9 protein-coding genes and 1 pseudogene are annotated in these 10,921 nt (G+C 62.8%); 1 reads left to right on the forward strand and 9 read right to left on the reverse strand.

Going from position 1 to position 10,921, the window contains the following annotated elements:
* Positions 1–24: 24 nt before the first annotated feature.
* The 4 genes from AC04SG_RS30435 to AC04SG_RS30450 all read right to left on the reverse strand — a co-directional run bounded on the left by AC04SG_RS30435 (position 25) and on the right by AC04SG_RS30450 (position 4,674).
* On the reverse strand, positions 25–1,332 hold the full coding sequence (locus tag AC04SG_RS30435) for an O-antigen ligase family protein (RefSeq protein WP_488554057.1): 1,308 nt from the start codon (positions 1,330–1,332) through the stop codon (positions 25–27).
* A 5-nt stretch (positions 1,333–1,337) separates the two neighbouring features.
* A complete protein-coding gene (locus tag AC04SG_RS30440; RefSeq protein ID WP_488554050.1) occupies positions 1,338–2,873 on the reverse strand; it encodes an undecaprenyl-phosphate glucose phosphotransferase in 1,536 nt (511 codons plus the stop codon).
* Between the two features lie 99 nt (positions 2,874–2,972).
* Positions 2,973–4,103, reverse strand: coding sequence for a glycosyltransferase (locus AC04SG_RS30445; RefSeq protein WP_352560358.1), 1,131 nt, complete (start codon positions 4,101–4,103; stop codon positions 2,973–2,975).
* Positions 4,104–4,110: 7 nt separating this feature from the next.
* Positions 4,111–4,674 (reverse strand): polysaccharide biosynthesis/export family protein, encoded by a 564-nt coding sequence (locus AC04SG_RS30450; RefSeq protein WP_112561792.1) that lies wholly within the window; start codon positions 4,672–4,674, stop codon positions 4,111–4,113.
* Positions 4,675–4,938: 264 nt separating this feature from the next.
* On the opposite strand from AC04SG_RS30450, the gene AC04SG_RS30455 reads away from it, so the two are divergent.
* A complete protein-coding gene (locus AC04SG_RS30455) occupies positions 4,939–7,152 on the forward strand; it encodes a GumC family protein (protein ID WP_488554051.1) in 2,214 nt (737 codons plus the stop codon).
* 120 nt (positions 7,153–7,272) lie between these two features.
* On the opposite strand, the gene AC04SG_RS30460 is transcribed toward AC04SG_RS30455, so the two are convergent.
* The 5 genes and pseudogenes from AC04SG_RS30460 to AC04SG_RS30480 form a co-directional block, all read right to left on the reverse strand.
* Positions 7,273–8,109 carry a GNAT family N-acetyltransferase gene (locus AC04SG_RS30460; protein ID WP_488554052.1) on the reverse strand — a complete coding sequence of 279 codons (837 nt, stop codon included), beginning with the start codon at positions 8,107–8,109 and terminating at the stop codon, positions 7,273–7,275.
* A 3-nt stretch (positions 8,110–8,112) separates the two neighbouring features.
* Positions 8,113–8,862, reverse strand: a complete 750-nt coding sequence (locus tag AC04SG_RS30465) for an aspartate/glutamate racemase family protein (protein ID WP_488554053.1) — start codon at positions 8,860–8,862, stop codon at positions 8,113–8,115.
* Complete coding sequence (locus AC04SG_RS30470) at positions 8,862–9,680, reverse strand: ABC transporter permease (protein WP_488554054.1); 819 nt, start codon at positions 9,678–9,680, stop codon at positions 8,862–8,864. The genes AC04SG_RS30465 and AC04SG_RS30470 overlap by 1 nt, the downstream gene beginning before the upstream one ends.
* 1 nt (position 9,681) lies before the next feature.
* Positions 9,682–10,593: an ABC transporter permease gene (locus tag AC04SG_RS30475; RefSeq protein ID WP_488554055.1), complete on the reverse strand. Its 912-nt coding sequence runs from the start codon at positions 10,591–10,593 to the stop codon at positions 9,682–9,684.
* A 202-nt stretch (positions 10,594–10,795) separates the two neighbouring features.
* Positions 10,796–10,921, reverse strand: a pseudogene (locus AC04SG_RS30480) (IS110 family transposase); the annotation flags it as partial.

The raw sequence follows: 10,921 nt of genomic DNA on the forward strand, positions 1-10,921 counted from the left end.
CTGCAATCCGTCAGCAGGGCGGAGTCATCCGAACTCGGCGGCTTTCCCACCGATTCGGATTGTCTCCGCCATCAATTCCCTCTGATGCCGGTATTCCAGCGCAATCGCGCCCCAGATCAGGCCGAGCAGCAGGTAGACGTGGCGCCAGTGGTCGATGTCGATGAAGGTGCCGAGCCCGATATTGCCGATGAAGGCGACATAGGCGCACAGCAGATAGGGCTGCCAGGGCCGGTCGCGCAAAAGGATGCGGAAGCCGGCGGCTATCGTCCACAGCGTCAGCGACAGGAATGACACGAAGCCGAGCCAGCCATAGTCCATCAGCGTCTTCAGCCAGATGTCGTGCGTGTCTTCGCCAAAAATGGTGCCGAACACCAGCGGTCCGATGCCGAGCGGATGCTCGAGCGCCATCTGGAAGCCGATCGTGTAGCGGGCGAAACGGCCAAGCCGCGCCGTGTCATAGCTCTGTTCCAGCTGGGCGCGGCTGGAAAACATCTCGCTGACGCCCGGCAGTTGCAGGACGACGATCATCGCGACCACCAGCAGCGTGACGGCGGCAATGGTCATGATGACGACGCGCAGCCGGAACTTGCCGCTGTTGCTCTGCAGGAACAGGGCGCCGGTGAGCAGGATCGCCGAAACGGCGAACATGCCCCAGGCGCCGCGCGAAAACGAAAAGAAGATGCCGGCGGTGATGATCAGCAGCGGCACCGCCAAAAGCGGCATGCGCGCGATCGACCCGGTCAACATGAGATAGAGCAGGTAGATGCCCGGCAGCACCAGGAACGGGCCGAACACGTTCGGATCCTGGAAGGCGCCCTGGGCGCGATCGTATCTGGTGAAGATGTCGGCGCCGGGGAAGGCGTGGAAATAGCCGGCAATACCAAGCAGCGCTGTCGCCACCGCGGAGAAGACATAGGCGATGAAGATCAGCCGGTAGAGCCCAGGCTGCACTGCCGTCACCGAAGAGAAGAACACCGCGGTGAAGGCGAGGAACAGCGAGACGGCGAGATAGAGCGGCGTGTTGGCGAGATCGGCCATCTGCGTCATCGCAATCATGCCGCCGATGTTCATCGTGATCAGCAGCACCAGCAGCGGCACGGCAGCGCGCGATATACGCAGGCCAAACAGCGCCCACACCCCGATCAGCCCGACCATGAAGAGATCGTAAGGCGCCGGTTCGTCGATGACGAAGCCCGAGAGGAAGACGCCAAAAAACACCGCGCCTGAGGATATCAGCGCGATCAGCTTGGCGTTGACCGCCGATGGCGGCAATGTGTTGACCGCCGATGGCGGCAACGTGTTGACTGCAGCCTGCGGCACCTCATGGGAAATCGCGCTCAATAGGCGTTTTCCGTATTGAGCAGCCGCAGCGGCGTCAGGAACAGGATGCGCAAGTCGAACAGCATCGACCAGTTTTCGATGTAGTAAAGGTCGTACTCCGTGCGCATCCGGATCTTCTCATTGGTATCCATCTCGCCGCGCCAGCCATTGATCTGTGCCCAGCCGGTGACGCCTGGCTTGACCTTGTGGCGGGCGAAATAGCCGTCGACCACCTCGTTGTAGAGCAAATTGTGCGACTGCGCGGCGATCGCATGCGGGCGCGGACCGACCAGCGACAGCGAGCCGGACAGCGAGTTGAAGAACTGCGGCAGTTCGTCGATCGAGCTCTTGCGGATGAAGCGGCCGACGCGGGTGACGCGTGGATCGTTCTTGGTCACCGTCTGCTTGGCGCTCGGGTCCGAGCGGTCGGTGTACATGGAGCGGAATTTATAGACCTCGACGATCTCGTTGTTGAAGCCGTGCCGCTTCTGCTTGAACAGCACCGGCCCCTTGCTGTCGAGCTTGATGGCGAGGGCCGTCACCAGCATCACCGGTGAAAACAGGATGATGCCGACCAGCGAAAAGACGATATCGAAAGCGCGCTTGGCGACCGAATCCCAGTCGTTGATCGGCCTGTCGAAGATATCGAGCATCGGCACCGAGCCGATGTAGGAATAGGCACGCGGTCGAAACTGCAGCGCGTTCGAATGCGCCGAGAGCCGGATGTCGACCGGCAGCACCCAGAGTTTTTTCAACAGCTGCAGCACGCGCGTTTCAGCGGTCAGCGGCAGTGACACGATCAGCATGTCGATGCGCGCGATGCGGGCGAATTCCATCAGCTCCGAAATGGTACCGAGCTTGGGGTAGCCTGCCACGATCGGTGGCGAGCGCTTGTCGCCGCGATCGTCGAAGATGCCGCAGATGCGGATGTCGTTGTAGGGCTGCTTTTCGACCGAGCGGATCAGCATCTCGGCCGCCTTGCCGCCGCCGACGATGACGGCACGGCGTTCCATGCGGCCGTCGCGCGCCCAGCGTCGGATCAGCTTCGACATCACCAGGCGCAGGACAAACAGCAGAAGCAGGCCGATGACGAACCAGGTGCCGAACAGCAGGCGCGAATAATCCTCCGACATCTTCATGATGAAGGCCGTCAGCGCCATCAGCGCGAAGGTGCCGGCCCAGACCGCCAGCACGCGGCCGAGGTTGGAGATCGGCCGCATCAAGGCGGAGATCTGGTAGCAATCGCTGACGTCGAGCAACACGACGGCCAGGAACGAGGCCGCGGCGATGGTCAGCGGATATTGCCAGGCGAGGTAAGTGAAGAAGCCGACAAAATGAAAGTAGAGCACGAGCCCCGACAGGAACAGCAAGGCGAATTCGACGATGCGCAGCACGCCGCTGACCATGACCGGCGACATCGTATCGCGCCGGTATTGCGAGGCAACCTGGCGGGCAACACTGTTCATGCCGCCGGGCGTGGGGCTCTCGGCAGGACCGTCGAATTTGCGCACCGCATCGGCCGAAAAGCGGCGCCTGGGGTCGGTCTCGTTCATCGGGTTTCCCACAAGCTTCCGCCATGACCATAGCAGAAGAGAGCTAAAAAAACCTTGAGACAACCTGTGGTTTTGGGAGGTAGCCTATTGGGAGGTAGCCTATTTGCTGAGCGCGGCGAAATAGGCCTTTTCGATTTCGGCAGCCATCACATCGGCGCCGAAGCGCGCCTTGAGGCTGGCGGTGTCAGGCATGGCGCGCCGATAGGCGTCGAGATCGCCTAGCGCCTCGCCCATCTTGTCGCCGAGGTCGCGCGAATCGGGACGGATCAGGGCAGGGGATCCCTCACCGAAGATTTCGGGTATGCCGCCGACCGCGGTGGCGATCATCGGCCTGCCGGCGGCCAGCGTCTCCAGCACGATATAGGGCATGGCTTCCGCGCGCGACGGCACGACCACGAGGTCGGCCAGTGCAAAGGCGTCCCTGGCCGGCATTGGCGGCAGGAAGCGAACCTGTTTTTCGAGCCCCAGCCGTTTCACCTGGGTGTGGTAGCGTGGCAGGTCGTCGCCGTCGCCAACCATGACAGCGGTCAAGCGGCGCTCGAGCTGCGTGCCGGCCAAGGCCAGCGCGTCGATGAAGATGTCCGGGCCTTTGAGGTCGCGCATCATGCCGATGTAGAGCAGGTCAGCGGCATCAGGCGCGGTCACCACCGGCTCGAACTCCGCAGCGCGCAGGCCGTTATAGACCAGTGTGTTCGGGATTGGCGGCTCGCCGACCTTCCGCCGGTAGGTGCGCCGTTCATAGTCGGAGACGAACAGCAGGCAGTCGGTGAAGCGCGCCATGAAGCGCTCCAGCGCGAAGAACAGCTTTCCGGTCGTCGTCGTTTCGTCATAGTGGAGGGAGCCACCATGCGGCGAATAAAGGCGGGCTACGCGAGACCTTGATACCCGCAACAATGAGCCGAACAGACGGGCATAGGCGCCACCTTTGGCGCCGTGCCCGTGCAACACGTCCGGCCGCAATTCCTTGATGATTCGATAGGTGCGCCAGGCCGAGGCGAGGTCGCCCGGTCCGACATGGCGCTGCATTGGTGTGCGATGGATACCCAGCGCCAGGCTGTCCTTCATCTGGTCGAACAGGTGTTCCTCGTATTCGCCGCCTGTGGTCGAATCACAGACGATGCCGACAACGTGTCCGGCGGCGAGTTGTGCCTCCGTCAGGTCGCGCACATGCCGGAAGATCCCGCCGACGGGTGAGCGAAAGCAGTGGACGATCCTGAGCTGGTCCGCCACGTTGATGTCAGAACAGGCGTTCGCGAACGTAAACGGTATCGCCAGGCAGCAAGGGGTCGGAGGTGACCACCCTGCCGGTCATCACCTTGCCGTTGATGTCGCGGGTGATGTCGACGCTTTCCTGGTTGGCGCGCGGCGAGAAACCGCCGGCAATCGCAATCGCCTTCTGCACGGTAAGCCCCGGCACATAGGAATACTGGCCGGCGGCACCCACTTCGCCCATGACGAAGATCGGCCGGTAGCGGTCGATCTCGACCGACACATCGGGGTCGCGCAGATAGCCCTGGCGCAGTTTGTCGGCGATCTCTTTTTCCAGCTGCTGGGCCGTGTGGCCACGTGCCGGCACGGCGCCGACCAGCGGAAAGGACATGTAGCCGGACTGGTCGACGCTGTAGGTGTTGGTCAACCCGTCCTGTTCGAACACGGTGACGCGGACACGGTCGCCGGCACCGAGCCGGTAGGGCTGGTCGAGCACTTCGTGGAAGGCCGCCGGCGTCGGCCGGTAGCTGGAGCAGCCGGCGAGCATCGACACGGCCAGCAGAGCGCGAAACAGACCAGCAGCGCTTTTCATGATCGGACACACACCTTCGTCGCTGTAGCCGCCATGGAGCGGCGGCAAACCTTAAGGATCTGGGTTTGTTATCATCCTGTTAGGGTTAATGGCCGGTAAAGGGATGCGGCCGATTTGGCGGCAATCGACAAAAGCCGAGTGGTTTCACGGCCTTTGTTTACCCGCTGGTAGCAAACCCCAACGGCTGCTTACCGCCATCTTAACGCCTGAGTTACCATAGTTGTTTACGGTACTTCCTAGACTCATGTTCCGGAGCAGGAATGCATGTCCGTTCAGTCCGCGGCCGCAGATGTCGATGTCGACCTGAGACAGCTCTTCGCCAGCCTGGTGAGGAACTGGCTGCGCATCCTTGTGGTCACGCTGGTGGTGACAGGGCTGGCGTTCGCCTTTGCCTCGCTTGCTACGCCGCACTACAAGGCGACGACGCAACTGAAAATCCAGTTGAACGAATCGGCCTATACGCGGCCTGCCGGCACCAATGAAGACGACAAACCTGTGCTCGATGCGGAAGGTGTAGCAACCGAGGTTCAGGTCATTTCCTCGTCCGACATTCTCAACAAGGTGGCTCGCGATCTGAATCTGGGCGACAAGCCCGAGTTCAACGATGCGCTCGACATGTCGCCGGTAAGCTGGCTTCTGGTCACTGCTGGCTTGAAAAGCGATCCGGCAGAGATTCCGCTCGATGAGCGCGTCCTGCAGAAGATGCGCGACAAGCTCAATGTCTATGGCGTGGAAAAGACGCGTGCCATCACCGTCGAATTTTCCTCGGAAAATGCCGAGCTTGCCGCCAAAATCCCGAATGAGATCGCCAAGGCCTACCTGGCCTACCAGGCGGATGCAAAGACCAAGTCGAACGCTGCCGCGACCGCCTTCCTGGGGCCGGAGATCGACGAGTTGCAGAAGCAGGTCAGGGATGCCGAGGCCAAGGTCGCGGCCTTCCGTTCCGCGCAGTCGGACCTGTTGATGGGCGGCAACAATTCGGTGCTGGCGACACAGCAATTGTCCGAACTGTCGACCGAACTGTCGCGTGTGCGCGCCAACCGAGCCTCGGCCGAGGCGACGGCCGAAAGGGTGCGCCAGGCCTTGCAGGCCGGTGGCTCGCTGGACGCTGTACCCGAAGTGCTGTCTTCCGATCTGATCCAGCGGCTGCGTGAGCGTCAGATCGAGCTCAGAACCAACATCGCCGATCTTTCCACCACCTTGCTCGACAACCATCCGCGCCTGCGGGCGATGAGGTCGCAGCTTGCCGACCTCGACGGCCAGATACGCAACGAGGCGCAAAAGGTCATGCGCGGGTTACTGACGCAGGCGCAGACCGCCCAGGCGCGCGAAAACCAGCTCATATCGGACGTCAACAAGCTGAAGGCGGCGTCGTCGCGCGCCGGCGAGGAGCAGGTCCAGCTGGATGCGCTGCAGCGCGAGGCGAATGTCCGGCGCCAGCAGCTCGAATCCTATATGGCGAGTTTCCGCGAAGTCTCCTCGCGCAAGAACTATCTGCCGGTCGATGCCAGCGTGTTTTCCGAAGCGCGCGTGCCGTCAGAACCCTATTTCCCCAAACTCGTCCCGATCGTTGGCGCCGCTTTCGTCGGCTCGCTGCTGCTGATGTCGATCATCACGCTTCTGCAGGAGTTGTTTTCGGGCCGCGCCATGCGTCCGGCCCCCGGCGCCCGAGACGAGCGCATCGAACAGGTGGCAATGCCTGTCGCGTCGGTGCCGGTCGTCGAGCCGGAACCGGTGGCAGCTAAGACCGGGGAGGCGGAAGACCGGCCGGCGGACATGGAGCATGAACTGGAGCCGAAGGCGGTTCCCGAGTCTGCCCCCGCAGCGCTGGAAGAAGCAGCGGCCGCAGACGCGGAGCCCGAACCGGTGCGCTCCAGCCTTGGCGAGATCGATGTCGAGAAGGCGGCGGAAAAGCTGATCGCCAGCGGTGCTGCGCGCGCCATCTTCGTCTCGCCTGAAGGCGATGAGGCCGCGGCCTCGGCTGTGCTGGTGGCACGCGAAGTCTCCGACGCAGGCCTGCGCGTGCTGCTGCTGGACCTAACTGCATCAGGTGCGGCCTCGCGGCCGATGCTGGACAGCGGACTGTTCCCCGGCATTACAAATTTGCTCGCTTCCGAAGCGCAGTTCAGCGACGTCATCCACGCCGACCTTTATTCCGACTGCCATGTCATTCCCGTCGGCACCGCCGACCCGGTCCGCGCCATGCGCGCCGCCGATCGGCTGCCGATCATCATGCAGTCGCTGACCACCGCTTATGATCTGGTCATTGTCGAATGCGGACCGGCCGACGCGCACGGCATCGGCCGACTGGTCGGCGACAGCACCGAGGTCTTCCTCTCCATGCTGCAAGCGGACGATGAGGTGGCGCAGGCCGCCGTCAAGCTGATCGAGAGCGGCTATCCCGACCTCACTCTGGTGACGCCGATTGGCCATGAGACGCCGGGACACCCCGTGCCGGGACGACGTAGCGCCGCCTGAGACATCAGACACTTCTACTTAGGCGGCGCTTCTACAGATTGGATCGTCCATCGCGCGCCGGTTCCCAAAAACCAAAGCCGTCAGCCGCGCCTCGCCAAGCCTGTCAGGCTGCGCCTGGATCTACCCTAACTCCAGGGTCGTCACGCCAAATATTCGGCGCGAGTCGACCTTCGGAGGCGTGCCTTTGTACATGCGGGTGGTGGTGAAGGTCGGCCTGAAACCGATCGCTGCAAGCGCCGTAGTGAAATCGATATTGTCGGCTGGAACGTCGATATGCAGGTCGCCGCCTTCGCATGCACCGGCCAGACTGCCCAACAGTTGCATCGCTGTCTCGGTGTCGTCGGCAAACAGCGGGCCGACCTTGTAACCCGAACGGCAGGGACGAGCCACGGCGTAGCCTATGGTGCCGAGCGAACTGATCGCGGCGAACCCGACATGCGGTGGTTGCGACCAACGGTGCAAGAAGGCCCGCCGAGGTGCGGGGAAACAGCGGGCGTCATAGGCGATGATGTCGGGCACGAGTTGCGTGCTTAGCGCGCGCACCCCATCGCTTCGGACGGACGGTATCGCGGTACGGCCGCTGAAGCGGATCGTTTCGTAAGCTGGCCTGAATCCCTTACGCCGATAGTTGGCCAACTGTGCTGCGACGCCGTCGAGGCCGACTGTTCGGCCGGCCAGCCTGGCCATGCCGGCGCTCCAGACCGCTTTGCCGTGGCCTTGGCCACGCATGTCTGGTCGGCAGATGTAGAGACCGATGAAACCGAAATTGCCGCCATACGCGACAGCCGAGATGGCGGCCACCAACTCGTTGCCGACGAAGGCGCCGATGAAGCCTTCAGGGTCGGTTGGCTGAAACGCGGCGGCATCGTCAAGGCCAGGGTTCCAGCCTTCGGCGGCCGCCCAGTCGATAAGAACGGCCAGTTCTTGCAGCGACAGCGCACGGATGGTCGGCTTCATGGCTCACTCCGCGGCGATAGTTCCGGGCGAGAAGGATTTCAGCACGCCGCGATAGGACTTGGCCAGCGGGCTGGCATAGGCACCGCGCTTCGAGGTCGACAGGCCCAATGCGATCAGCGCCTCGGCCTGCTTGACCGCCGCGCCGACGCCGTCGATGACCGGCAGGTCGAACTCGTCCTGCAATTGGTGGGCCAGGTCGGCCATGCCGGCGCAGCCGAGCACGATGGCTTCGGCGCGGTCCTCCTCAATGGCGCGTGCGATCTCGGCGCGAAGTTTCTCGACCGCGCCGGATGTAGTGTCTTCGAGGGCGAGCACGGGAATGTCAGCGGCGCGCACGCGGGCACGCCCGGCCATGCCGTAGCGCTGCACCAGGCCCTCGACAGGGACACGCGAGCGTTCGGTGGTCGTTACGACTGTGAAGCGCTGGGCAATGTAGGAGGCGACGCTGAGTGCGGCCTCACAGATGCCGATGACCGGAATGGAGGCCATGGCACGTGCCGCGTCCAGGCCGGTATCGTCGAAGCAGGCGATGATGGCGGCCTGCGCCCCGGCACGTTCGCCGGCGGCGATCTCCATCAAAAGGCCGGGCACGGCCAATGCCTCGTCATAATAGCCCTCGATCGAGGCCGGACCCATGGAGGAGGTGACGGCCACCACCTCTGTCCAGGCGCCGGCGACGCCGCGCGCCGCCGCCGCGATCGTCTCGGTCATGCTCGCCGTCGTGTTGGGGTTCACCACCAGTATCTGCACCATCACGCTCTCGCCCGGCGGCGGCCGACATAGAGGATAGCGCCCAGCGTCGCCAGGATCACCAGGAAGGAGAACACGGTGGTCACCGTACCCAGTGCGTAGAGCACCGGCGTCGTGACATTGGTGGTCATGCCGTAGATCTCGAGCGGCAGCGTGTTGAAGGTGCCCGACGTCATCAGCGTGCGGGCGAACTCGTCATAGGACAGCGTGAAACCGAACAGGCCGACGCCGATCAGGCTTGGCGCAATCATCGGCAGCACGACATGGGCAAAGGTCTGCCAGGAGGTGGCGCCAAGATCACGCGCGGCTTCCTCATAGGCCGGCGAGAAGCGGTTGAAGACGGCGAACATGATGAGCACGCCGAAGGGCAAGGTCCAGGTCAGGTGCGCGCCGAAGGCCGACGTGTACCAGGCCGGGCGGAGGCCGACCTGCTGGAAGACGACGCCGATGCCCAGCGAAATGATGATCGAAGGTACGACGAGGCTGGCGACCGCCAGATAGAACAATGCGGTGGCGCCGCGAAATTTCTGTCGGAAGGCGAGCCCTGCCAGCAGCGACACGACGACGGTGACGATCATCACCATCAGGCCGAGCACGAGCGAGCGCTTGAAGCTGCCGCCGAAATCGCCGACCGCCTGGCGCTCGAACAGATTGGCGAACCAGTGCAGCGACACGCCATTGAGCGGGAAGGTGAGGCCGCCGGTCTCGCCCTGGAAAGAAAGGATCAGGATCGCCGACAGCGGACCATAGAGGAACAGGACGAACAGAGTGAAGAAGGCCGCAAGCACATAGAATTCGAGGGTGCGTTTTTCGTGGCTCACCTCAAAGCTCCTTGCGGATGTCGACGATGCGCAAGATGCCGGCAACCATCAACAGCACCAACACCAGCAACACCACGGCATTGGCGGCGGCTGCGGGGTATTGCAGCAGCGACATCTGGTTCTTCATCATCAGTGCGACCGACGCGCTCTGGCCGCCCGACATCACCTGCACGGTGGAGAAATCGGCCATCACCAGTGTGACGACGAAGATGGTGCCGATCGCCATGCCGGGCTTGGCCAGCGGGATGACGACATTCCACAACACCTGCCAGCCGGACGCGCCGGCATCGCGCGCGGCCTCGAACAGCGAACGATCGATCCGCATCAGCGTGTTGAAAATCGGCGTTACCATGAACAGCGTATAGAGATGCACCATCGCCAGCACGACGGCGAATTCGGAATAGAGCAGCCATTCTATGGGTTTTGGCACCAGCCCCAGTTGCACCAGCGTCGAGTTGATCAAGCCGTTGCGGCCAAGAACCGGGATCCACGAGATCATGCGGATGATGTTGGAGGTCAGGAACGGTACGGTGCAAACCAGGAACAGCACCATCTGCATGGCCGTGGTGCGGATGTGGAAGGCAAGGAAATAGGCCACCCAGAAGCCGATGAACAAGGTCAGCGCCCAGACGATGGCAGCGAATTTGATGGTGTTGAGATAGGTCTTCCAGGTGACCCAGGAGCCAAGCACGTCCGAATAGTTCGTCGTCAGGAAATCCGGATACATGGCGGCGAAGTCGTAATCCCAGAAGGATACGACGGCGATCATGATGATTGGCAGCAGCAGGAACGCGCCGAGGATGAGTGCCAGCGGTGCCGACTGCAAATAGGGCGTGACGGCACTGAGCGAGAAGCGGCCGCGCCTGGCGGGTTTCGCGGCGGCGATTGCGGGACGTTCGAGCGCGACGGTCATCAATGCTCCCGGTGCAGGTTCGCGGTACGGGCGGAGCGGCCTTTCCTTCTCCCCTTGTGGGAGAGGTGGCCGAGCGAAGCTCGGTCGGATGAGGGGTGTTCCATCTTGGCAATGACGGCACTCCGTCCAACAGCCCTCATCCGTCTTGGCGCTGCGCGCCAATCCACCTTCTCCCGCAAGGGGAGAGCGACTATCTGGGGGGTCAAGTTGCATTTGCGAACTCACTTCTCGCGTCGCGTGCTTTTGCATTGAGGATGACGAGAAGTTTTCTGGCAAGCGCGATGCGGATGAGCATTTTGGGCTTTCCCGCCAGTTGCAACCTTTGAGC

This window comes from Mesorhizobium sp. CNPSo 4684, assembly GCF_057784315.1.

Bases quoted from the DNA above. Each gene is read 5' to 3' on its own strand.
- AC04SG_RS30465 (WP_488554053.1), bottom strand. From the start codon at position 8,862: ATGGTGCAGATACTGGTGGTGAACCCCAACACGACGGCGAGCATGACC.
- AC04SG_RS30450 (WP_112561792.1), bottom strand. From the start codon at position 4,674: ATGAAAAGCGCTGCTGGTCTGTTTCGCGCTCTGCTGGCCGTGTCGATG.
- AC04SG_RS30440 (WP_488554050.1), bottom strand. From the start codon at position 2,873: ATGAACGAGACCGACCCCAGGCGCCGCTTTTCGGCCGATGCGGTGCGC.
- AC04SG_RS30455 (WP_488554051.1), top strand. From the start codon at position 4,939: ATGTCCGTTCAGTCCGCGGCCGCAGATGTCGATGTCGACCTGAGACAG.
- AC04SG_RS30475 (WP_488554055.1), bottom strand. From the start codon at position 10,593: ATGACCGTCGCGCTCGAACGTCCCGCAATCGCCGCCGCGAAACCCGCC.
- AC04SG_RS30460 (WP_488554052.1), bottom strand. From the start codon at position 8,109: ATGAAGCCGACCATCCGTGCGCTGTCGCTGCAAGAACTGGCCGTTCTT.